This window comes from Streptomyces filipinensis (assembly GCF_014649495.1).
Lineage (GTDB): Bacteria > Actinomycetota > Actinomycetes > Streptomycetales > Streptomycetaceae > Streptomyces > Streptomyces filipinensis.
Genome location: NZ_BMTD01000003.1, coordinates 536,373 through 561,208, shown reverse-complemented (window position 1 = coordinate 561,208; position 24,836 = coordinate 536,373). Strand labels below are relative to the sequence as shown.

Here is a 24,836-nt window from a genome sequence, read left to right as displayed (position 1 = left end):
TCCTCGGCCCGATGGAAGGATGGTCGAATGGTGTTCGGCTGAAACTCGGCGGAGTCATTCAGGAGCGAGTTCTGGCCACCTTGCTGCTGGAGCCGGGGAAGGTCCTCCCGGTCTCCCGGCTGGTCGAGGCCGCCTGGGACGAGGACCCGCCGGCGACCGCGTCCCACCAGGTCCGCAAGGCGGTCGCCGACCTGCGAAGACGGATACCGGGCGGCGCCGGCGTGCTGCTCACGGAGGGCCCCGGCTACCGGGTCGTCATCGACGAGACCCAGAATGACCTGTCCGAATTCGGAATGCTGATACGCACGGCGAAAACGGCCGTGGCCGAAAGTCGACTCTCCGATGCGGCCGAAATTCTGCGCGGAGCCCTGGCGTTGTGGCGCGGCCCGGTGCTGTCCGGTATCGGGGGACCGGTCATCGAGGCGGCCGCCACCAGCATCGAGGAACGCCGGCTGGCCGTGTGGGAAGAGCATCTCGGCCTCCGCCTCACCCTCGGCGAGTCCGGCGAGCTCATCCCGGACCTCAGGGAGCTGGTCGCCCAGCACCCGCTGCGCGAGACCCTGCGCGGCCAGCTGATGCTCGCCCTGTACCGCTCCGGACGGCAGGCCGAGGCCCTGGAGGAGTACGGCAAGGTCCGCGAACTCCTCGTCGAGGAACTCGGCGTCGACCCGGGCCCGCACCTGACCCGGCTGTACGAAGGCATCCTGCGCGAGAGCCCGGAACTGGCCGGTCCGGAGCCCGCCGCTCCGGCGCCCGTTCCCGCCCCGCTCCCGGCCGAGCCGCCCTGCACCCTGCCCTACGACCTCGCCGACTTCACCGGCCGCGAGGTCGAGATGGCCGAACTGCTGCGCTGCGCGACGCAGAAAGGGGAGCAGGGGCCGAAAATCGTGGCTCTGGACGGCATGGGCGGCAGCGGCAAGACCTCGCTCGCGGTGCGCGCCGCCTACCAGCTCGTCCCCGAGTACCCGGACGGCCAGCTCCATATCGACCTGCGCGGCTACACCCCGGGTGACCAGCCGGTCTCCGCCGGCACCGCGCTGGACAGCCTGCTGCGGGCGATCGGCATCCCCGGCGACCGCATCCCCGACGACACGGCCGGCCGCACCGCCCTGTGGCGGGCCACGCTCAGCGGCAAGCGGCTGCTCATCCTGCTCGACAACGCGGCCGACGCCGCCGGTATCCGTCCGCTGCTGCCCACCACCTCCGGCTGCCTGGTCCTGCTCACCAGCCGGGGCCGTCTCGTCGACCTGGACGGTGCGCACTGGATCTCCCTGGGCGTGATGTCCCCGCGCGAGAGCGCCGCCCTGGTCGCCGAGACCCTCGGCGCCGGACGCGTCGCCGCCGAGCCCGAGGCCGCCGCCGAACTGGCCCGGCTGTGCGACCACCTCCCGCTCGCCCTGCGCATCGCCACCGCCCGGCTGCGCAACCGGCCCCGCTGGACCCTGCAGTACCTGGCCGAACGGCTACGGGACGAGACCCGCCGGCTGGACGAGCTCAGCTCCGGCGCCCGCAGCGTCTCGGCCACCCTGCGCCTGTCGTACCAGGCCCTGGACGAGGAGAGCCGCACGGCCTTCCGGATCCTCTCCCTGCACCCGGGCGGTGACATCAACGTCCACGCGGCGGCCGCGCTGCTCGGCTCCGGCATCTGGGACGCCGAGGACGTGCTGGAACGCCTGCTGGACGTGCATCTCGTGCAGCAGCCGGAGATCGGGCTGTACTCCTTCCACGACCTGGTGCGCAGCTTCGCCCAGAGTCTCTTCGACGCCGCCGACCAGGACGGCCGCGAGGCGGCGGCCGCCGTGGAACGACTGCTCTGCTACTACCTCACGGCGACCGAGGTGGCCTGCGACGTCCTCTACCCCGGCCGCCGCCACCGCCCCACCGGCATCGAGAAGTCCACGGCCGATCTGCCCTCCCTCGGTGACGCCGAGCAGGCCCAGACCTGGTTCACCCGCGAACAGGACGCGCTGCTCGCCGCGGTCACCCTGGCCGAACGCCGGGGCCTGGACCGGTATGTCGTCTGCCTGAGCCGCAACCTCGTCTTCCAGCTCAACGCGCGAGGGCAGCTGGAGGAGTTCGGGGCGCTGGGGCGGGCCTCGGTCGCCGCCGCGAAGCGCCTCGGCGATCTCGCCCTGCTGGGCATGAGCCTGTCGAACCTCGGCGTGGCGTGCTGGCGTCTGGGCCGCTTCGAGGAGGGACTGGAGGCGGCGAGGGAGGGCCGGGACGTCGCGGCGCAGCTCGGCGACCGGCACACCGAGGCGCACAGCGAGGGCACCCTCGGCCAGTTCAACAGCCTGCTCGGCAACTTCCCCGAGGCGCTGGTCCATCTGGAGCGGGCCACCGCCTACGAGCGGGAACTGGGCATCGCCCGGGCGGAGGCCGACAGCCTCACCCTGCTCAGCACGCTCTACGAGCAGTGGGGACGCTACGAGGAGGCCAGGGCGGCGGCCCAGCGCGCGGTCGAACTGCAGGGCGGCCTGGGCAAGTTCGAGAACCAGTTCTCCGCCTTCACCGACCTCGCCTTCGCGCAGGCCGGCCTCGGCGAGTACGAGTCGGCCGCCCGCAGTCTGGAACGGGCCCGCACCCTCGTGGACGACGGCGCGGATCCGGGGAACGTGGCGCTGACCCTGGCCCTGTCGGCCGACGTCGACCAGCACCTGGGCCGGCCCGTGCGCTCTCCCGACCTGGCCGAGCAGGCCCTCGAACTGGTGGCGTCCAACGCCTCGCCGCTGCGCCGGGCCAAGGTGGAGAACATCGTGGGCCGGCTGCGCCGGCGGCAGGGGGAGCGGCGGGCCGCTCGCGAACTGCACGCCGACGCCCATGAACTGGCCTCGGCGATGAGCTACCGCATCGAGGAGGCGTACGCGCTGTGCGGGCTGGCGGACGCCGAGGACGACGCCGCGGCCGCGGCCCGGCACCGGGCCGCGGCGGAGGAACTGTTCGCGCGCATGGGGGTGGCGGAGGACCGGCGCCGCCGCTGAACGGGCCGAGAACAGGCGCTGAAAGGTTTCTTCGCCGGGAGCGGCCCAGGGGGAGAAGCAGGAGCAGGACAGCCGGGGGAACGCGCAGTGCCCCGCCCGGAGATCCGGACGGGGCACTGTCGCGAGACGTGCAGCCTGGGGCGTGGGCTCAGCGCGCGGCGATGACCGTGGGGTTCTGGTTGTCGGCCAGGACGACCGTGGTGGTGCCGGTCGGGTTCTGGTTGTCCGCGAGGACGGTGGTGACGCCGGTGGGGTTCTGGTTGTCCGCCTGGAACATGCCCGGCTGGACGGTGTGGCCGCCGTAGCCGAGGACCAGGGTGGCGGCGATCAGACCGATGAACCCAGCGACCTTGCGTCCCATTGTCTGCCCCTTTTGTGGTGTCTGTGCGTTTCGCGGTGTTTTCCGCTTCCTGACGCCACTGACTTTCCTGGGGGCCGTTCCCGGTGGGTTCCTCGTGCGTTACCGCCCTGCGGGAACGCATGGGGAACGGCCCCGGGAACACCCGGGGCACGTCTTTGACCTGCGGTTACCTACTCAGACTGCACGCCACCACCCGGGGCCCCGCAGGGGTCAGTACCACCTGGGTGCGGGCCGGTCCCGACTCATGGCCGGCCAGGTCGAGCAACGAGCGCACCAGCGAGCGCATGGCGGCCCGCTCGGCCTCGCCGGAGGGGAGCGGGGCGATCCGGGCCACGTTGTGCATCCCGTCCACCGTCTCCGTGTCGACGCTGAACCGGGGGCCGTCGACGGGGCCCTGGAGGGTGTACGGCGGCACCTGGCCGTCGGTGGCCGCCCGCTCCGCCCAGCGCTCCACGGAGGACAGGTCCTGGAGCGCGTGCGCCAGTCCCGTGCCGTCCGGCGAATGGTCCCGCGGATCCTTCACGGCAGTACTCCTTCTGCGGGTTGTGCAGACAACGACCTTGGGACCGTGACGCGGACGGCTCCCGATCCCGTCCCGATCCGTTCCCGTCCTGATCCTTTTCAGACGTTCGCGATGGGAACGCGTCGGTAATCGGCCCCCGCATCATGGCGGCCATTCGACAGCGGACCCGGCCCCACGAGCCCGGTGCCCTGACCGCACGCGACCGTCCTGGGGGCAGTGCAGTGACAGCAACTCCAACCGATCCGAGCCCCGGCCGCTTCACCGGCCTCGGGCCGCTCATGCTGGTCTGGTCGGGCCAGGCCGTCTCGCTCGTCGGCAGTGCGGCGGTCCGGTTCGCCTTCGTCGTCGACGTCTGGTCCAGCGGGGAGCGGGCGAGCGCCGTCACCGCGCTCTCGCTGTGCGCGCTGCTCCCACAGGCGCTCCTCAGCCCCATTGCGGGCGCAATTGTCGACCGTATGCGAAAGCGGTCCGCGCTCCAGCTGGCGGACGCTGGCGGCCTCCTCGTCGTGGGCTGCCTGGCACTGCTGCACTATCTCGGCCTGCTGCACTCCTGGCAGATCTACGTCGCCACCGCCCTGCTCGGCGCCTGCGCGGCCTTCCAGCTCCCGGCCCTGGCCTCGGCCGTGCCGCTGCTCGTCCGCAAGGACCAGCTCGGCCGCGCCAACGGCCTGCTGAGCGGCGCCAAGAGCGCGGCGAGCATCGGCGGCCCGGCCCTGGGCGGCATCCTGCTCACCCTCTTCGGGATAGGCCCGACCCTCCTGGCGGACCTGGCGAGTTACGTGCTCGCCCTGATCGGCGTACGACTGGTGCGGCTGACCGGAGACCGGCCCGCGCCGCCCACCGGGCCGCGCCGCGGCATCACCGCGGAGGCCGGGGAGGGCCTGCGCTATCTGTTCCGCACGCCCGGCCTGCGGGACCTGATCGTCAACTTCTGTGTCGTCAATCTGGTGATGGTCTTCGGCTTCGCCCTGATCCAGCCCATGGTCCTGCTGCGGGCCGACAGCGCCGCGCTCGCCACGGTCAACACCGCCATCGGCGTCGGCGGGGTCGCCGGCGGCCTGCTGATGGCCGCGTGGGGCGGGCCGCGCGACCGGGGCCGCGGCATGATGCTCGGCGTCATCGGGATGTGCCTGTCCGCGCTGGTGGGCATGGCGTTCGCCGGCGGGGTCGTCGGCTGGTCGGTGGCCGTGCTGATCGGCGCCCTGCTGATGACGGTCGTCAACTCCCAGATGAACGCCGTCGTGCAGACCAAGGTCCCCCAGGAGTGGCAGGGCCGCGTCTTCGGCGCGGTGATGTGCCTCGGCTACATCTCCGTCCCGCTGGCCACCGCCCTGTCCGGCCCGCTCGCCGACCACGTCTTCGAGCCGCAGGCCGCCCACGGCACGGGCCTGTTCACCGTCCTCGGCCCGCTCTTCGGCGACCGGCCCGGCAGCGGGATGGCCGGGATGTTCTTCCTCGCCGGCCTGGCGGGCATCGGGGTCTCCCTGTGGGGGCTGGCGAGCCGGAACATCCGGGAGATCGACCTGGTGATGCCGGACGCGGACGACGACGCGCAGGGCGTTCGGGAACACGAAGGGGTCCGCGATGAAGTGCGTGCATGAACTCATCGAGCACCAGGCGCGGTCGGCACCCGACGCCCTCGCCCTGATCGACGGCGGCGACCGCCTGACGTACGCCGAGCTCGACGCGCGCGCCGCCCGGTGGGCCGCACTGCTCGCCCGGCACGGCGTACGGCACGGCGACACGGTCGGCGTACACCTGGAGCGGTCCACCGAGCTGGTCGTGACCGTCCTCGGCGTCCTCAAGGCCGGCGCCTCCTATCTGATCCTCGACCCCGGCTTCCCGGCGGCGCGCCTCGGCGCGATGGCGACGGACGCGGCCGTCAGCGCCGTGGTCGCACCCCGCGGCGCGCACCTCACCGGCGTCGAGGCCCCCGTGGTCCACCCCGAGGACGCCCAGAGCGCGACGCCGCTGCCGCACGGCACGGTCGCGGTAGGCCCCGCCGACCGCGCCTGCGTGATGTTCACCTCCGGCTCCACCGGCCGCCCCAAGGGCGTCGCCGCCCCGCACGAGGCGATCACGGCCACCCTCACCGGCCAGGACTTCGCCTCCTTCGGCCGGGGTGCGGTCTGGCTCCAGTGCGCGCCCCTGTCCTGGGACGCGTTCGCCCTCGAACTGTGGGGTCCCCTCGTGAACGGCGGCACCTGTGTGCTGCACCCCCCGGGCCGCCCCGAACCCCTCGTGATGGCACGCCTGATCGCCGGGCACGGCGTCACGTCCATGTACCTGTCGGCATCCCTGTTCAACGTCGTCGTCGACGAGTACCCGGACGCCCTCGACGGACTGCGCGAACTCCTCGTGGGCGGCGAGGCACTGTCGCCCCCGCACGTCGCCCGCGCCCTCGCCCGCCGGCCCGGCCTGAGACTGAGCAACGGCTACGGCCCCGTCGAGTGCATGGTCTTCCTCACCACCCACCCGGTCACCCCCGAGGACCTGCGCACCGGCGGGCCCCTCCCGATCGGCCGCCCGCTCGCCGGAAAGCGCCTGTACGTCCTCGACGAGCGGCTGCGGCCCGTCCCCGACGGCGGTACGGGCGAGCTGTACGCGGCCGGCGCGGGCCTGGCCCGGGAGTACACCGGCCAACCCGCCCTCACCGCCGAACGGTTCGTCGCCGCCCCCTCGGGCGAACGCCTCTACCGCACCGGCGACCTGGTCCGCCGCCGCCTCGACGGCGTCCTGGAGCACCTGGGCCGCGCCGACAGCCAGATCAAGATCCGGGGCTTCCGGGTGGAGCCCGGCGAGATCGAGACGGTCCTGGCCGGACACCCGGGTGTCGACCGGGCCGCCGTGATCGCCCACGCGCACCCGGCGGGGGACCGGCAGCTGACCGCGTACGTCGTCACCCGCGGGGCGCCGGCGCCCACGGCCCGCGAACTGCGCGACCACGCCCGCACGGTCCTGCCCGACCACCTGGTACCGGCCGCCTTCGTGACCCTGGACGCCCTGCCCCTCACCCCGAGCGGCAAACTGGACCGGGCGGCGCTGCCGGAGCCGGCCCCCGCCGCCGCGCGGACCGGCGACACGGCCGAGGCGGCCGGTGGCACGGCCGAGGCGGCCGGTGGCACGGCCGACGGCACCGCACGCACCCTCTGCGACCTGTTCTCCCAGGTCCTGTCGACCCCGTTCGCCCCCGACGACGACTTCTTCCGGCTCGGCGGCAACTCCCTGCTCGCCGCCCGTCTGGCGGGCCGCATCCGCTCCGTGCTGGGTGTCGAGCTCGACATCCGTACGCTCTTCGAGGCGCCCACCCCGGCCCGGCTCGCCCCGCTCGTCGACCGCGCCCCCGCGGCCGCACCGCCGCCCGAGCCCGCCACCGCGTCGGGCCCGCTGCCCGTGTCCGACGCCCAGCAACGCCTGTGGTTCCTCGACCGGACCGGTGCGGGTGCCGCCTACAACCTGCCCATGCTGGTCCGGCTGCGCGGCACGGTCGACCCGGACGCCCTCGCCGACGCACTGGCCGACGTGGCCGACCGGCACGAGGTGCTGCGGACGCTCTTCGGGGAGACCGACGGCGTCCCCGTGCGGCGGGTGGTGCGAGGAACGGGGGCGAAGCCACCCTTCGCCCATGAGTACGTCGGGGGACGGGAGCTGGAGTCCCGCATCGAGGAGGCGGCGCGGCGCCGCTTCGAGCTGGGCACCGAACTGCCCGTCCGGGCCGCGCTGTTCACCCTCCGCGAGCGGCCCGACGAGCACGCGCTGCTCGTGCTGGTGCACCACATCGCCGGTGACGGCTGGTCGCTGCGGCCGCTGTTCCGCGATCTGTCACAGGCCTACGCCGCCCGTGTCCAGGGCCGTCCGGCCGGCTTCGGGCCGCTCGCCGTCCCGTACGCCGAGCACGCCCGCCGCCGCCTCGACCGGCTGGGCTCGCCGGCCGACCCCGGGTCCCTGGCGGCGGTACAACTCGCCTACTGGAGACAGCGGTTGGCGGGACTGGACGCCGACGGCCCCCTGCTGCCGCGCCGCCCTGAGGCGCCGGCCGTGCCCGGCCCGGCCGCCGCGGTCGTCGTACGGCGGCTGGATCCGGCGGCACACACCCGGCTCGTCGACTCCGCGCGACGCCAGGGCGCCACCCTCTTCATGGCCCTGCACGCCGCCCTGGTCACCGTGCTGCTGCGGACCGGCGCCGGCCCCGACACGGCGGTCGGCGCGCCCGTGGCCGCGCGGGCGTCGGACCGTGACGTCGAGGACGTCGTCGGGTTCTTCGTGAACCTGCTCGTCCTGCGCGCCGACGCCTCCGGCGACCCCACCGCGGCCGAACTGCTGGCCCGCGTCCGGGACACCGACCTCGGGGCCTTCGCCCACCAGGACGTACCGTTCGAGGAGGTCGTCGGCGCGCTGGGCCCCGCCCGCAGGCCCGGCCGGCAGCCGTTCACCGAGGTGGTCCTCGCGCTGCAGAACAACGCACGCGCCGAGGTCGCGCTGCCCGGCGCGGAGACCGGCGTGGAGCTCGTGCGCACCGGGTCCGCCCGGTTCGAGCTGCTCGTCGACGTGTCCGAGACGACCGCCCCCGACGGCACGCCCGGCGGCCTCACCCTCACCTTCGAGTACCGGGCCGAGGCACTGGAGGAGTCCTTCGTCGGCTGGCTGGCCGAGGCACTCCCGCAGGCCCTGGAGGCCGCCGCGGCCGCCCCGGACACCCGCCTGTCCGCGCTCGCCCTGCCCGAACCGCCCCGTCGGGCGGGCGCCGCCGACCGCCTCGCGGCACCGGCCCGCACCACCGCGCCGGCCGTCGGCACCCCCGCCGAGGAGCGCGTCGCCGCCGTCTGGCGCGACGTCCTCGGCCTGCCCCGGATCGGCCGCCACGACGACTTCTTCGCGCTCGGCGGCAACTCGCTGCGCGCCGTACGGGTCGCCGCCCGCCTCAGCACCCCCGAGCGGCCGGTGACCGCCGCGCAGCTCTTCGCCACCCCCACCGTCGCCGCCCTCGCCGCCGGACTGGAGGAAGCCGCGGCCCGCCCGCAGCCCGCCATGGCACCCATCCCGCGCAGGCCGCGCGTACCGAACCGAGCCCAGACGCCCCAGACGACCGCACCCCATCGCGGAAGCAGGAAGCAGGAGGACAGGCAGTGGACCTCAGCGTGATGTTCTTCGGTGCGGACAGCACCGCCAGCGGACAGGTGCGGCACGAGCGCACCTACCAGGACATCCTCACCGTCGCCCGTACCGCCGACCGCCTCGGCTTCCACGCCGTGTGGACGCCCGAGCGCCACTTCCAGCAGGTCGGGCAGGTGTTCTCCAGCCCGCCCGTGCTCAGCGCGGCGCTCGCCATGGCCACCGAACGGATCGGGATCCGCGCCGGCAGCGTCGTACTGCCGCTGCACCACCCGCTGAAGGTCGCGGAGGACTGGGCGGTCGTGGACAACCTCTCGCACGGCCGGGTGGGCCTGTCGGTCGCCACCGGCTGGCACTCCGCCGACTTCGCGCTCGCGCCCGGCAACTACGCCGACCGCCGTGCCCGCACCCTGGACACCGTTCCCGTGCTGCGCGCGCTGTGGGCGGGGGAGAGCGCCGAGTTCCCCGACGGCACGGGCAAGCCGGTCAGCGTGCTGCCGCAGCCGCGGCCCGTGCAGGAGTCGCTGCCGCTGTGGATCACCACGTCCGGCAACCCCCAGACATGGGAGGCGGCCGGCCGGCTGCGCTGCGGGGTACTCGGCGCGACCGTCGGGCAGAGCCGCGACGACCTCGCCGACCGCATCGCCCGCTACCGCGCCGCCTGCGCGGCCGCCCCCGACCAGCGGGGCACCGACGCGCACGGCCGCGTGACGCTCATGGCGCACACCTACGTCGGCGCCGACGACGCCGAGGTACGGCGCCTCGCCGCCGCCCCGCTGAAGACGTACCTCGCCTCCTACCTCCGCCAGACCGCCGCCAACCGCACCGCCGACGCCGGCACCGCCGCGCTCACCGAGGAGAAGACCGCGCTGCTCGCGGAGTTCGCGTTCGAGCGCTACCTGAGCTGGGGCAGCCTGCTGGGCTCGCCCGGCCACTGCGCCAAGATGCTCGCCGACCTGGCGGAACTGGGCGTGGACGAGGTCGCCTGCTTCGTCGACTTCGGCCTCGGCCTCGACGACGTCCTCACGAGCCTGAACCGGCTGGCCGAACTGAAAGAGAGCCTGTCATGACCGCCCCCGTCCGTCCGGGACCGCGGCCCGCCGCCTCCCTCGCCGACCGCTTCAGCGCGCTCGGCGGCGAGCAGCGCGTGCAGCTGCTGCGCAAGCTGGTGGAGAGCGGCCGCGTGCGGGACGTGCCCGCCGTGGTCCCGCCGAGGGACCCCGCCCGGCCGGTCCGGCTCAGCCCCGCGCAGCAGGACCTGTGGGCGTACGAGTCGCTGTATCCCGGCACCCCCGCCCTCAACCTGTGCTGTGCCTATCACTTCGAAGACCCCGTGGACCCCGCCCACCTGGAGGCCGCGCTCACCCTCGTCCAGGAGCACCACGACATCCTGCGCACCCGGGTCACCGAGACCCCCGGCGGTGAACTCCGCGTCGACTTCCCCGACCGCGGCCCCTTCGTCCTGGAGCGCGACGACCTGCGCGGCACCGGTACCAGCGTCCACCAGGCCTTCGACGCCTTCCGCCGACGCCCGTTCGACCTGGACGGGGGCAGCCTGGTGCGCGGCCGCTTCGTCCGCGTCGACGACCGCCGTACGACACTGATGCTCAGCGTGCACCACGTCATCGCCGACTGGTGGTCCTTCGACGTCCTCCAGAACGAGTTCGCCGAGGCCTACCTGGCCATCCGTGAGGGCACCCGGCCCCGGCTGACCCGCCCCGACATCCAGTACGCCGACTTCTCCGCCTGGCAGGGCGAGCTGGAGGACGCCGGTGTCTTCGGCGAGCGCCTCGCCTTCTGGCGCCGCTACCTGGCCGATCCGCCCGCCCCGCTCACCGCCCCCGGCCACGGATCCACCGCCGAGGACCCCGACCGTGACCCCGACGGCATCGTCCACATCGGCTTCGACCTCGACCCGCCGGCCGCCGCCGCCGTCCGCGCCCTCGCCCGCCGCTCGGGCACCACCGTCTACGGCGTCCTGATGGCCGCGTTCGCCGTCCTCGCCCACCGGGTCACCGGCGCCGAGGACATGGTGCTGGGCACCCCCGTCGCCAACCGGTCCGCCAAGGGCCTGGAACGGGTCATCGGCTACGTCATGAACGCCGTCCCCACCCGCTGGCGCGTCCACCCCGACCGCTCCTTCGCCGACCTCCTCGCCGTGTTCGCGGCGGACTTCCCCGACCTCGTCGCCAACGCCGACCTGCCGGTCGGCCGGATCGTCGCGGCCGCCGCACCCGAGCGCAAGCTCGGCCGGTCCCCGCTGTTCCAGTGGGTCTTCATGCACCTCACCCAGCAGCCGAGCGTCTCCGCGGTACGCGAGTTCGCCGAACCGGAACGCATCCACACCGGCGGCGAGCACGACCTCGTCGGCGTGGTGAAGGACAGCGGCGACGCGATGATCGGCAGTTTCGAGATCCGTACGGACACGTTCTCACCACAGGCGGTGGCGCGGTGGGCCGAGTGCTACGTCGAGCTGCTGCGGCAGGTCACGGCGGACCCGGCGGTGCGGGTGGGCGACCTCGGCATCGTGCCGTCGGGCCTGCGTGAACGCCTGCTCGGCCTGGCGTCCGGCGCCGCCGCGGCGGCACCGGTCCCGCTGCCCGAGCTGGTGGCCCGCCAGGCCGCCCGCACCCCGGACGCGCCCGCACTCGACACCGGTGCGCGGACCCTGTCGTACGGCGAACTCACGGACCGCGTCGACCGGCTGGCCGGCACCCTGGCCAGGCTCGGGGCCGGCCCCGGACGCATCGTGGCGCTCCTGCGCGGCCGCGGCACGGACTGGCCGGTGACGGCGCTGGCCGTCCAGCGGACGGGCGCCGCGTATCTGCCCCTCGATCCCGAGCACCCCGCGGAACGCCTGCGGCGCACGCTGGCCGACGCGGACCCCGTGCTGGTCGTCGCGGACGACGCGCCGCCGGCGGCCGGCGACGTACCGGTACTGGTACCGGGCCCGGAGGCGTACGAGGGCGAGCCGTTCACCGGCCCCTACCCGGACCCGTCCACCCCCGCTTACGTCATCCACACCTCCGGCTCCACCGGCACCCCCAAGGGCGTCGTCCTCCCGCACTCGGGACTGGCCGCGCTCGCACGGTCCCTGGCGGACGGGCTGGACCTGGGCCCCGGGGACCGGGTGCTCCAGCTGGGCCCCCCGACCTTCGACATATCGGTCGCCGACCTGTGCATGGCCTTCGGCGCCGGCGCGACACTGGTACTGCCGCCCGCCGGGATGCTGGTGGGCGAGGACCTGGGACGGGTGCTGGCGCGGCGGCGGGTGTCCGCGGTCATGACGACACCGTCCGTCCTGGCCACCGTACCGGCCGGCAGCTACCCGGACCTGAGGGTGCTCGCCGTCGGCGCGGAGGCCTGCCCGCCGGAGCTGGTGGCGCGCTGGGCGGTGGACGGCCGCCGCTTCCACAACGCGTACGGCCCCACCGAGGCGACGGTCGCCGTCACGCTCTCCGAGCCGCTCGGCCACGAGCGCGGGCAGACGCGCCCGCCCCTGGGCCGTCCCCTCGCCGGCGCGCACGTACGCCTGCTCGACGACCGGCTCCGCCCGGTCCCCCCGGGCACGCAGGGCGAGCTGTACCTCTCCGGCCCCCTGGCCCACGGCTACCTGCACCGTCCCGCGCAGACGGCCGACCGCTTCACCGCCGACCCCTACGGCCCCCCGGGCTCCCGCATGTACCGCACCGGCGACCTCGCCTGGCAGGACGACGACGGCACCCTCCACTACCTGGGCCGCACCGACGACCAGGTGAAACTGCGCGGCCTGCGCGCGGAACCCGCCGAGATCGCGGCCGTCCTCGCCGAACACCCCGCCGTCCGTGGGGCGGTGGCCCTCGTCCGGGAGGGCAGGGCCGGCCGCCCGCAGCTGGTCGGATACGTCGTCCCGGTCCCCGGCCACACCCCGGACCCGGACGCCCTGCTCACCCACGCGGCCGAACGTCTGCCCGCCGGACTGGTCCCGGCCGACGTGGTCGTCCTCGGCGCGTTCCCGCTGACCTCCAACGGAAAGATCGACAAGGCCGCCCTGCCCGCCCCGGCCCCCCGCGGCCCGGCCGCCCCGCCCGCCGTCCCCCGCGCCACCTCCACCGCCGAACAGACCCTGTGCGCCCTGTACGCCGAGGTCCTCGGCACCGAACCGGTGGACGTGGACGTCGACTTCTTCCGGCTCGGCGGCGACAGCATCATGGCCATCCAGCTCGCCGCCCGGGCCGCGGCGGCCGGCCTGCTCCTCGCCCCGAGGGACGTCTTCACCGCCCGCACCCCGGCCCGCCTGGCCCTGACGGCCCGCCCGGCCGCCCCCGAGCAGCCGACCGGACCCGACCTGGCCGAGGGCCGCTTCCCGCTCACCCCGATCATGCGCTGGTGGCGCGAACAGGGCGGCCCCCTGGGCACGTTCATCCAGTCGATGGCGTTCCCCGTGCCGCACGGCGTCGACGAGGACCGCGTCCGCGCCGCCGTCACGGCCCTGGCCGACCGTCACGCCGCCCTGCGCATGCGACTGGTCCGGCACGACGCGTCCGCCGACTGGGAACTGGAGGCGGGCCCCGCCACCGCACGCGCTGAGCGGATCGCCGTCCCCGCCGGCACCGACCCGGCAGACCTCGCCGAAGCGGCGGCGCGCTCCGCCGTACTGGATCCGGAGCGGGGGGAGATGCTGCGGGCGGTCTGGTTCGACGCCGGGCCCGACCGGCCGGGTCTGCTGCTGCTCCTGGTGCATCACCTGGCCGTCGACGGAGTGTCCTGGCGGGTGCTGGGGCAGGAGCTGGCACGGCTGCTGGCGGACGGCGGCGAACCCCCGGCGGACCCGGGCGCCTCGTTCGCCCGGTGGGCGCGGCTGCTGCCCGCCGAGGCGGACCGGATGACCGACGAACTGGACTGGTGGACGGGCCGGTTGAGCACCGCCGGGCAGGCCCGGCTGCTGATCGGGGAGGACGACTGGGCGAGCCGGTCGGCCGGTTCCGCCGGCGCCCCCCGCCGCGCCGCCGTCACCGTCGACGTGGACGCCGATCTGACCCGGTCCGCCCTCGTCACCCTCCCCGGCGCCTTCCACTGCGGCGCCGACGCCGTTCTGCTCACCGCCCTGGTCCGTGCGGCCGTCCGCCGGCGCGGCACCGGCACCGACCTCCTGCTCCACCTGGAGGGACATGGACGCGAGGCACTGTCGGCACCCGTGGACGTCTCGCGCACCGTCGGCTGGTTCGTCACCCAGTACCCGGTCCGTCTGGACCTCGGCACGGACACCGGACCCGCGGCGCTCAAGCAGGTGAAGGAGCAACTGCGGGCGGTGCCGTCCGCGGGACTCGGCTGGGGCCTGCTGCGCTACCTCCACCCCGAGGCCGGCCCGGCCCTGGCCGCGCTGCCCGCTCCCGACGTCCGCTTCGCCTACCTGGGCCGGTTCGCCGGGGACGACGCGGCCGGCGGACGGCTGCTCGACTCCGGGCCGGACGCGGTGCCGGTCGCCCACGCCCTGGAGATCGACGTACTGGCCCGGGGCACGGAGGGCGCACCGCGGCTGGAGGCGACCTTCTCGTACGCGCAGGGCGTGCTCGCCGAGGACGACGTACGCGAGCTGGCCCGGCTGTGGACCGAGGAGCTCGCCGCGCTCGTGGCGGACACGGCGGACGGCTCGGCCGCCGGCCACACCCCGTCCGACTTCCCGCTGGTCGCCCTGACCGTGGATCAGCTCGCCGAGCTGGAGGACGGACTGGAGTTCGAGGACGACGTGGAGTCCGAGGAGTACATCGACGGCTTCGCCGGCTTCGGCGGCTTCGACGGTGAGGTGGCCGTCCGATGAGCGGAAACGTCCAGGACGTCCTGCCGCTGTCCCCGGCCCAGGAAGGACTCCTCTTCCACACCCTGCGGGACACGACGGGACCCGACCCCTACCTGGTCCAGGCCCGGTTCCGGATCGGCCCCGGCACCGACCCGCAGCGGACACGGGCCGCGGTGACGGAACTGCTGCGGCGCCACCCCAATCTGCGCGCCTGCTTCCGCCACGAACGCCTCGACCGGCCCGTGCAGATCATCCCGCGCGCGGTGCGGGTGCCGTGGCGGGAGGCCGACCTCACCGGCCTCGGTCCGGACGAGCGGGCCGTACGGATGCGGATGCTGCTGGACGCGGACGCGTCCCGGCGCTTCGACCCCGCGCGGCCCCCTCTCGTGCGGGCCACCCTCGCCCGCCACGACACGGGCGCCGAACTGCTCCTGTCCTTCCACCACATCCTGCTCGACGGCTGGTCCATGCCGGTCCTGGAGGCGGACCTGGCCGCCCTGGTCGCGGGCCGCCCGCTGCCGCCCACCGCTTCCTACCGCGACTACCTGGCGTGGCTGGCGCGGCAGGACCGGCACAAGGCGGAGACAGCCTGGGCCGAGGCCCTGGAGGGCCTCGAACCGCCCGTACCGCTCACGCTCCCGGCCACGGCCGACGACTCCCCCTGCGACCGCGCCCTGATCCGCCTGCCCGCCGGCCTGACCGCCACCCTCACCCGGCGCGCGGCGGAGGCCGGCGTCACCCTCAACACCCTCGTCCAGACCGCCTGGGCCCTCGTCCTGGCCCGCACCACCGGCGGCCGGGACGTGGTCTTCGGCGCGGTCGTCTCCGGCCGTCCGCACGACCTGCCCGGCGTCGAGAGCATGGTGGGCCTGTTCGTCAACACGCTCCCGGTACGGGTCCGGCTGCGGGCCGGCGAGACCGTCACCGAGCTGCTGGTCCGCCTCCAGGAGGAGCAGTCCCGGCTCGCCGCCCACCAGCACGCACGGCTCGCCGACATCCAACAGGCGGCTGGTGTGGGGGAGTTGTTCGACTCCGTCCTCGCCTTCGAGAACTTCCCGCAGCGCGGCGAGGACGACACCGACCCGGACGAACCGGCCCTCCTCCAGGTCACGGACGCCACCCACTACCCGGTGACCCTGGCCGTCACCGCCGGTGAGCGGCTGACGCTGTCGGTCGGCTGCCGCCGGGGCCTGTCGGCGTCCGCGACGGCCGGGCGAACGGCCCATGCCCTGGCCCGGCTGGCGGACGGCCTCGACCGGATCGCGGACCGCATCGACGTGCTGCCGCCCGCGGAGCACCAGGGGCTGATCGACCTCGCCACCGGCCCGGTCCGTCCCCCGGCCCGGCCGGCCACCGTCACCGGCCGGTTCGCCGAGCAGGTCGCGCGTACCCCGGACGCCCCGGCCGTCGAGTCGGACGACGGCGTCCTCACCTACGCCGGCCTGGACGCCGCCTCCGACGCCCTGGCCGCCCGTCTGATCCGGGCGGGCACGGCCCCCGGCGACACGGTCGCCCTGCTGGTGCCCCGCTCCCCGGCCGTGGTCGTGGCCCAGCTGGCCGTCCTCAAGGCGGGCGCCTGCTGGCTCCCGCTGGACCCGGCCCAGCCCGCCGAACGCCTGGCCCGGCTGACGAAGGCGGCGGGGATCCGGCTGGCGTTGACCGCCGGGACGGCAACCGAACCACCCGGTGCCGTACAGGCGCTGGACGTCCACGCGCCCGGCGCGGCCATCACCTCGCCCCTCCCGGAACCCCACCCCGGCTCACCCGCCTGCGTCCTCCACACCTCCGGCTCCACCGGCGAACCCAAGGGCGTCGTCGTCCCGCACCGCGGCATCGTCGAACTCGCCGCCGACGCCCGCTTCCAGGGCGACGGCCACCGCCGTGTGCTGCTGCACGCCCCGTACACCTTCGACTCGTCGACGTACGAGGTGTGGATCCCGCTCCTGAACGGCGGGACGGTCGTCGTCGCCCCACCCGGCCCCGTCACCCCCGGCCTCCTGCGCCGCGTGATACCCGAACGGAGGATCACCGCGCTGCTCCTCACCCCCGAACTCCTGCGCACGGTCGCCGAGATCGCACCGGAGTCGGCGGCCGGACTGACGGAGATCTGGGCGGGCGGCGATGTGCTCGACCCCGCGACCGTGGCCCGCGTCCTGGCCCACTGCCCGGGCACCACCGTCGTCAACGGCTACGGCCCCACCGAGGCGACCGTCTTCGCCACCGCCCACACCACCGACGGCGGCCCCGGCGTGATCCCCCTCGGCCGCCCGCTGGACAACACCCGCGCCTACGTCCTGGACGGCCTCCTGCGCCCGGTGCCCGAGGGAGGCACCGGCGAGCTCTACCTGGCCGGCACCGGCCTGGCGCACGGCTACCTCGCACGACCCGGACAGACGGCCGAGCGGTTCGTCGCCGACCCGTACGGGCCGCCGGGCGGCCGTATGTACCGCACCGGCGACCTGGCCCGCTGGACCGGCGACCGCGTCCTCGACTTCCGCGGCCGTGCCGACGACCAGATCAAGGTGCGCGGCGTCCGTATCGAACCGGCCGAGGTGGAGTCCGCGCTCGCGGCCTGCCCCGGGGTACGGCGGGCCGTCGTCGCCGCACGCCCGGACGCCACCGGCGGCAAGCGGCTGGCGGCCTGGCTCCTGCCGGACGAGGCCACCGGCGACGACTGGCCCGCCCTCCTGGCCAGGGCCAAGGAGGCCGCCGCCCGACGGCTCCCCGCCCACCTCGTCCCCTCCGTATGGGCCCGCATCGACCACGTACCGCTCACCCGGCACGGCAAGACGGACCGGGCCGCACTGCCCGAGCCGACGGGCGCCGCGCTCGGCGGCCGCCGCACCCGCGCCCCGCGCGACGACCGCGAACGGCGGCTGTGCGCGCTGTTCGCAGAGGTGCTCGGCGTGCCCGACGTCCACCCGGACACCGACTTCTTCACGGCCGGCGGCCACTCCCTGACCGCGCTGCGGCTGGCGTCGAAGGCCCGGGTGCCGCTGGCCACCCTGTTCGCGGCCCCGACCCCCGCCCTGCTCGCCGCCCGCACCGTCCCCACTCCCGACACCGACCTGTCCCCCCTCCTCACCCTCCGCCCAGGCGGTGGCCGCATCCCCCTCTTCTGCGTCCACCCGGCCCTCGGACTCGGCTGGTCCTTCGCCGCCCTCCTCCCGCACCTCCACCCGGACCGCCCGGTGCACGCCCTGCAGAGCCCAGCGCTCACCGACGGGGCGAGCGGGCTCCCGGCGAGCGTCGACGCGTTGGCCGAGGCGTACACCGAGCGCATCCGCGCCCGCGTGCCGAACGGCCCGTACGCCCTGCTGGGCCACTCCTTCGGCGGCTGTGTCGCCCACGAGATCGCCTCACGCCTGCGCGCGGCCGGGCAGGAGGTGCGGCTGCTGGCCGTGCTGGACGCGATGCCCCAGCCGCCCGGTACGCCCCGGCTGCCGGCGGACGTGGTCGAGCGGGAGTCGTTGCGGATCCTGCTCGACAGCCACGCGCCGGGCCGGCCCGCACCACCGGGCCGGTGGGGCCGCGCCGAGGCGTTCGCCGCGGTCCGTGCCGCCGACGGCCCGCTCGCCGCTCTCGGCGACGGGGTCCTGCACGCGATCACCGATGCGCAGGCCCACCACATCCACCTCTCCCGCGCCTGGCGCCCGTCCCCTTACGACGGCCCCGTCACCCTCTTCTCCGCGACCCGCCAGTCCCACGCCGCCACCGCCGAGAAGGCGGCCGCCTGGCGACCCTCGACCGCCGCCCTCGACGTGCACGAACTCGCCTGCACGCACGACGGAGTACTGCAGCCGGACCCGGCGACACGCGTCGCCGCGGTCCTCGAAACCACCCTCCGGGGAGAGTGACCGATGACCACCGACACCCTTGCCCTCGTCCCGCCGGCCACCGACGAGGAGTACGCGTTCCCCGTCTCCGACGCGCAGGGCCGGCTGCTCGTCCTCGACCAGCTGAACCCGGGCACCGCGCAGTACAACGTGCCCGCGGCCTTCGCCGTGACCGGCCCCTTCGACGCCGCCGCGTTCGGGCGCGCCCTGGACACGCTGGTCGCCCGGCACGAGTCACTGCGCACCGTCTTCCGCACCGCCCCGGACGGCACCCAGACCCAGCTCGTGCGGGCCGCCGGCGGCGCCGCGCTCACCGTCGAGGACGCGGTCCCCGCCGACCGGGTGGACACGCTGCTCCGGCAGGAGGCCGCCCGCCCCTTCGACGTGGCCACCGGACCGCTGCTGCGCTGCACGGTGTACGCCGTCGACGACGGTACCCACCGCGTGCTGCTCGTCGCCCACCACCTGGTCTGCGACGGCTGGTCGCTGGGCGTCATGCTGGACGAACTGGGCGCCGCCTACCGGGACGAAGCCGCCGGACGGCCGCACAGTCCACCCGGGCAACCCCTGCAGTTCCCGGACTTCGCGGTCTGGCAGCGCGAACGCCAGGCGGCGGGGGAGTTCGACACGGCCGTGAGGCACTGGGTGGAGGCGCTGCGCGGCGCGCCCACCACCCTGGAGGTGCCCACGGACCGTCCGCGGCCCGCCGTGCGCTCCGCCGACGGCGGCTGTGCCCGCTTCCCGCTCCCGGCCGCCACGCGTGCCCGCCTCGCCGAGGCGGCCGGCGCCTGCGGGGCGACGCCCTTCATGGCCCTGTTCGCCGCCTACGCCGCCTTCCTCGCCCGGCTCTCCGGCCGCGACGACCTCGTCATCGGCTACCCGGTGTCCGGCCGCGAGCACCCCGACCTCCAGCACACCGTCGGCATGCTGGCCAACACCCTCGCCCTGCGCGTCGACGTGAGCGGTGACCCCTCCTTCCACGAGCTGACCACCCGCGTCCGTACCGCCCTGCGGGCCGCCGCCCCGTACCAGGAAGCCCCGTTCGAGGCGGTGGTGGACGCCCTCGCCCCGGTCCGTGAGACCGGCCACGACCCCGTGGTCCAGGTCGTCTTCTCCTACGACGACGACACCGCCCTCACCCTGGACCTCGCCGGCACCGACACCCGACGCCTCGAACTCACCCTGGACACCGCGAAGTTCGACTTCCATCTGCACGTGGAGCGCTGGGGGGACGAGCTGGCCGCCCAGTTCATCCACCGCGGCGACCTGTTCGAGGCGGCGACCGTGCGCCGCTGGACCCGCACCTTCACGGTCCTGCTGGACGGCCTCCTCGCCGACCCGCACGCCCCGCTCTCCAGCCTCGCCCCGGTCGCGGAGGACGAGCGCCGGCTGCTCGTCGCACAGAACGACCGTCTCGGCGAGGCCGCCCCCGGCGACCGGCTGGTCCCCGACCTGATCGCCGGCGTCGCGGCGGCCCGCCCGGACGCCACCGCGCTCGTCCACGGCACACAACGCCTCAGCTACCGGCACCTGCTGGAGCGGGCCGACGCACTGGCGGCCCGGATGCGCGCCGTCGGCGTAGGCCCCGGCAGCCGGGTCGGACTGCTCCTGCCCCGCTCGGCGGAGCAGGGCATCGCCGCGCTCGCGGTGCTGCGGGCGGGCGGCGCCTACGTGCCCCTCGACCGCGCCCACCCCGACGACCGCCTGCGCTACATGCTCGACTGCTCCGGCGCCGGCCTGCTGCTGACCGCCGAGGCCACCGCCGAGCGGGCCGCGGAACTCGGCGTGCCCTGCCTGCGCGTCGACCGCGCCGACCCGGCCGAACCGCGGCCCGTCACCGACGGCCCGGCACCCGGCGCCCGCGACCTCGCCTACGTCCTGTTCACCTCGGGCTCCACCGGCCGCCCCAAGGGCGTGGCCGTCGAGCACCGCTCCCTGGTCAACCTGACCACGGCCGTGCGCCACTCCTTCCCGGTGACGGCCGCCGACCGGGTGCTGCAGTTCGTGGCGTTCGGCTTCGACGTCGCCGTCTCCGACCTGTTCTTCCCCTGGGTCGCCGGCGCCGAGCTGCACGTCCCGACCGAGGAGGAACGGCTCGGCGAGGCCCTGCTGCACCGGCTGCGCGACTCCCGCATCACCTACGTGTTCCTGCCGCCGTCCGCCGCCATGCTGCTGCCCGACATCAAGGGACAGCTGCCCCACCTGCGCACCATCGCGGTCGGCGGCGAGGCCTGCCCCGCCGAACTCGTGGAGCGGCTGCACGAACCCGGCCGGCGGATCGTGAACGCCTACGGCCCGAGCGAGGTGTCCGTCTACTCCCACACGGCCGACCTGACCCCGGGCGACCCGGTGGTGCTCGGCCGCTCGGTCGCGGGCAGCCGCTTCTACGTCCTGGACGAGCGGCTGCGGCCCGTCCCCGTCGGCGTCACCGGCGAGATCTACATCACCGGCGCCGGACTCGCCCGCGGCTACATCGAACAACCCGGCCTGACCGCCGAGCGGTTCGTCGCCGACCCGTACGGCGCACCCGGCACCCGCATGTACCGCAGCGGCGACCTCGGCCGCGTCGACGCGCACGGGGCGCTGACCTATCTCGGACGCAGCGACTTCCAGGTCAAGCTGCGCGGGGTGCGCATCGAACTGGGCGAGATCGAGTCGCTGCTGGCCGCCCACCCGGACGTGCGGATCGCGGCGGTGACCGTGCGCGGCACCGGCGACGAACAGCGGCTCATCGGCTACGTGGTGTGCCGCGACGAGACCGCCCCGCCCGCCGCCGACGCCCTGCGCGCCCACCTCGCCGAGCGGCTGCCGGCCTTCATGCTCCCCGAGCTGTTCGTCCGCCTCGCGGAACTGCCGCTCAGCGGCAACGGCAAGGTCGACCGCTCCCGGCTCCCCGAGCCGGACGTCACCCGCCGCGTGCCGGACGCGAGTGCGGCGGCCGCCGGGACCGCGACCGAGCAGCTGGTCGCCGACATCTGGGCACGCGTCCTGGTCATGAACCGGGTCGGCGTCCACGACAACTTCTTCGAAATGGGCGGCAACTCGGTCCGCCTGCTGCGTGTGCTGGCCGCCCTGCGCGAAGCCGGTGCGGACGGCGGGATCACCCTGGTCGACCTGTTCCGCCACCCCACCGTCGCCTCCCTCGCCGCCCGCCTCGACCAGGCACGAGAGGCGGAACCCGACGACTCCGCCGCCCGCGGCCGTGAACGACACCACCGGCGCACCGCCGCCCGACGACTCCGCTCCCGGAAAGGCACACTCCGATGACCGACACCGCAGCCGCCGAGGCCCTCGACTCCGCCATCGCCGTCATCGGCATGAGCGGCCGCTTCCCCGGCGCCCCCGACCTCGGCACGTACTGGAAGAACCTCCTCGGCGGGGTCACCTCCATCACCGACTTCACCGAGGAGGAACTCCTCGCCGACGGCGCGGACCCGGACGAGATCCGCGGTCGCGACTACGTGCCGGCCAAGGGCGTCCTCGCCGACGCCGACCGGTTCGAGGCCGGCCTCTTCGGCTTCAACCGCACCGAGGCCGCCGTCCTCGACCCCCAGCACCGGCTGCTCCTGCAGACCGCCTGGTCCGCCCTGGAGGACGCCGGCCACGATCCCCTCGGCGCACCGCGCCGCACCGGCGTCTACGTCGGCGGTGGTGTCACCGAGCACATGCTGGCCGCCCAGACCGACCCCGGGCTGGCCGCGCGGATCGGCGCCCTGCAGGTGCGCATCCTCACCGACCGCGAGTTCCTCGGCCCCTGGATCTCCTACCGCCTCGGCCTCGACGGCCCGAGCCTCACCGTCCAGACCGCCTGCTCCACCTCCCTGACCGCGATCCACCTCGCCTGCCAGGCCCTGCTCCTCGGCGACTGCGACACGGCGCTCGCCGGCGGGGTCGCCGTCGACACCGTCCGCAGCCGCGGATACGTCCACTACCAGGGCGGGATCTTCTCGTCCGACGGCCGCTGCCGCCCCTTCGACGAGGCGTCCGGCGGCACCGTGCCCGGAAACGGCGTCGGCGTGGTCGTACTGCGCCGCCTCGCCGACGCGCTCGCCGACGGCGACCCCGTCCGCGCGGTCATCCGCGGCAGCGCCGTCACCAACGACGGCTCCGCCCGCGTCGGCTTCACCGCCCCCGGCGTCGACCAGCAGACCGCCGCCATCGTGGAGGCCTGGACGACGGCGGGCCTGGACCCGGCCGACGCCCAGTACCTGGAGGCGCACGGCACGGCCACCGAGCTCGGCGACCGTATCGAGGCGACCGCCGCGACCGCCGCGTTCAAGGGCGCCCTCGGCACCAACTCCATCGGACTGGGTTCGGTGAAGGCGAACATCGGCCACCTGGACGCGGCCGCGGGCGTGGCCGGGGTCATCAAGACCGTCCTGATGCTGGAGCACGCCGTCATCGCCCCGACCGCCGGAGCCGGCCGTCCGCACCCCGAACTCGCCCTGGACGACTCGCCGTTCCACGTCGTCACCGAGGCCGAACCGTGGCCCGAGCCCGAGTACGGCCCCCGCCGGGCCGGCGTCAGCTCGGTCGGCATCGGAGGCACCAACGTCCATGTCGTCCTGGAACAGGCACCGCCCCGCTCCCGGGGCGCCGAATCGCCGGATCCGCAGGTGCTGCTTCTGTCCGCGCACACCGAGGACGCCCTCAAGGCCCTCGCCGGCCGCCTGGCCACCGCCCTGCGCGCCCCGGATGCCCCCACCCTCGCCGACACCGCCCACACCCTCCGCTTCGGTCGCACCCCCCTGGCCGTCCGCGCCTACGTCCTGGCCGCCGACCGGGAGGAGGCCGCGATCGGCCTCGCCGAACTCGCGGAAGGCCGCATGGCGGTGGCCCCGGCCGTCGCGGAGGAGCTGCGGGCGATCGGGGAGGCGTGGCTGCGGGACGAGCTGCTGCCGTGGCCGGGGCAGGGCCGCCGGGTCTCGCTGCCGACCTACCCGTTCGGCGGCGAGAGCTACGGGGCGCTCGCCCTGGGGGCGGCCTCGGCGTCCCGGGAACAGGAGTCCCGGCGAGCGGATTCCATGGCCCCGGATCCCCAGGCCCCGGCCTCTCAGGCCCCGGGTGCTCAGCTGCCGGATGCTCCGGGACCGGATGCTCAGGGACCGGAGGCGGGCGATGGCCTGGACGCGTCCGTCCGCGCCCTGCTCGTCGAGACGCTGGGCCTGAACGACGCCGGCGATCTGGGCATGACGTACTTCGCCGCCGGCGGTGACTCCCTCGCCGCCGTCCATCTGGTCGGCTGCCTGCGCGACGACTTCGGCATCGACGTGCCGCTCACCCTGTTCCTGGAAGAGCTGACGCTCGACGAGCTGGCCCGGCGGATCGTCGAGTCCCGGGAACCCGACGACGCGCTGGACGCGCTGCTCAGCGAGTTCGAGAACGCGTGAGGACATGAGCGCGTGAGCGCATGGGAAAGGGGGCCGGTGGTCGTCACCGGCCCCCTTTCCCCTTCCTCACGCGTGTGCGAAGAGCGACGTCAGCACCTCCGTCACGTACGGCAGATGGTCGTCCAGGTAGAAGTGCCCGCCGGGCAGCACATGCGTCGTGAACGCCCCCTCCGCCTCCTGCTGCCAGGCCGGCACCTCGGCCACCGGCACCCGCGGATCGGCATCCCCCGTCAGCGCCACCACCGGGCAGCGCAGCCGGGGGCCGGGGCGGTAGGAGTAGGCGGACAGCATCGCGTAGTCCGCGCGCAGGACGGGCAGCGCCAGCTCCAGCAGCATCGGGTCGACCAGCAGACTGTCGTCCGTACCGGCCAGCAGCCGCAGCTCCGCCAGCAGGTCGTCGTCCGAGGGCACCCCCGTCCACCGCGTCACGAGCGGCAGCGAGGGCCCTCCGCGACCCGACACGAACAGCGCGGCGGGCGTCCGGCCCCGCGCCTGGAGCGCTCTGGCCGTCTCGAACGCCATGAGCGCGCCCATGCTGTGTCCGAACAACGCGAGCGGCCGGCCCGCCGGATCCGCGGGCAGCGCGTCCAGGACGGCGTCCACGACCTGGTCGATCCGCTCGGCGAACGGCTCCGTGAGGCGGTCGTGCCGGCCCGGGTACTGCACCACCGAGGGCTCCAGCGGGCCGGCGACCGCGGCCGACAGGGCGTGGTAGGCGGCGGCCGCGCCGCCCGCGTGCGGGAAGCACAGCAGGCGGGCGGGGGCGTCGGGGGCGTGGTGGAAGCGCCGTATCCACTCGTCCATGGGAGTCCCTCTCTGTCCTGAACGACATGCTGAGTCAAAAGGTGAAGCAC

At 74.8% G+C, this 24,836-nt stretch carries 11 protein-coding genes; 8 read left to right on the top strand and 3 right to left on the bottom strand.

What is annotated here, in order from left to right; genetic code table 11:
* The first annotated feature begins 11 nt into the window (after window positions 1-11).
* Complete coding sequence (locus IE244_RS10845; protein ID WP_191872860.1) at window positions 12-2,981, top strand: AfsR/SARP family transcriptional regulator; 2,970 nt, start codon at window positions 12-14, stop codon at window positions 2,979-2,981.
* Window positions 2,982-3,129: 148 nt separating this feature from the next.
* Here IE244_RS10845 and IE244_RS10840 read toward each other — a convergent pair whose 3' ends face one another.
* Window positions 3,130-3,342, bottom strand: coding sequence for a hypothetical protein (locus IE244_RS10840; RefSeq protein ID WP_031169032.1), 213 nt, complete (start codon window positions 3,340-3,342; stop codon window positions 3,130-3,132).
* A gap of 166 nt (window positions 3,343-3,508) precedes the next feature.
* Window positions 3,509-3,865 (bottom strand): hypothetical protein, encoded by a 357-nt coding sequence (locus tag IE244_RS10835; RefSeq protein WP_191872858.1) that lies wholly within the window; start codon window positions 3,863-3,865, stop codon window positions 3,509-3,511.
* A gap of 221 nt (window positions 3,866-4,086) precedes the next feature.
* On the opposite strand from IE244_RS10835, the gene IE244_RS10830 reads away from it, so the two are divergent.
* From IE244_RS10830 to IE244_RS10800, 7 genes are read left to right on the top strand one after another with little or no spacing between them, the layout of a single operon-like run.
* Window positions 4,087-5,466: an MFS transporter gene (locus IE244_RS10830; RefSeq protein WP_191872856.1), complete on the top strand. Its 1,380-nt coding sequence runs from the start codon at window positions 4,087-4,089 to the stop codon at window positions 5,464-5,466.
* A complete protein-coding gene (locus IE244_RS10825) occupies window positions 5,450-9,007 on the top strand; it encodes a non-ribosomal peptide synthetase (RefSeq protein WP_191872854.1) in 3,558 nt (1,185 codons plus the stop codon). Before IE244_RS10830 ends, IE244_RS10825 begins: the two co-directional genes overlap by 17 nt.
* A complete protein-coding gene (locus IE244_RS10820) occupies window positions 8,992-10,047 on the top strand; it encodes a MupA/Atu3671 family FMN-dependent luciferase-like monooxygenase (RefSeq protein WP_191872853.1) in 1,056 nt (351 codons plus the stop codon). The genes IE244_RS10825 and IE244_RS10820 overlap by 16 nt, the downstream gene beginning before the upstream one ends.
* The gene (locus IE244_RS10815) at window positions 10,044-14,777 is read left to right on the top strand and encodes a non-ribosomal peptide synthetase (protein WP_191872851.1); all 4,734 of its coding nucleotides are present in this window, start codon (window positions 10,044-10,046) and stop codon (window positions 14,775-14,777) included. Before IE244_RS10820 ends, IE244_RS10815 begins: the two co-directional genes overlap by 4 nt.
* The gene (locus IE244_RS10810; protein WP_191872849.1) at window positions 14,774-18,613 is read left to right on the top strand and encodes a non-ribosomal peptide synthetase; all 3,840 of its coding nucleotides are present in this window, start codon (window positions 14,774-14,776) and stop codon (window positions 18,611-18,613) included. Before IE244_RS10815 ends, IE244_RS10810 begins: the two co-directional genes overlap by 4 nt.
* Before the next feature lie 3 nt (window positions 18,614-18,616).
* Window positions 18,617-21,859: a non-ribosomal peptide synthetase gene (locus IE244_RS10805; protein WP_191872847.1), complete on the top strand. Its 3,243-nt coding sequence runs from the start codon at window positions 18,617-18,619 to the stop codon at window positions 21,857-21,859.
* Window positions 21,856-23,982 (top strand): beta-ketoacyl synthase N-terminal-like domain-containing protein, encoded by a 2,127-nt coding sequence (locus tag IE244_RS10800; RefSeq protein WP_191872845.1) that lies wholly within the window; start codon window positions 21,856-21,858, stop codon window positions 23,980-23,982. The genes IE244_RS10805 and IE244_RS10800 overlap by 4 nt, the downstream gene beginning before the upstream one ends.
* Window positions 23,983-24,048: 66 nt before the next feature.
* Here the strand turns inward: IE244_RS10800 and IE244_RS10795 are convergent, their stop codons facing one another.
* The gene (locus IE244_RS10795; protein ID WP_191872843.1) at window positions 24,049-24,786 is read right to left on the bottom strand and encodes a thioesterase II family protein; all 738 of its coding nucleotides are present in this window, start codon (window positions 24,784-24,786) and stop codon (window positions 24,049-24,051) included.
* Window positions 24,787-24,836 lie beyond the last annotated feature (50 nt).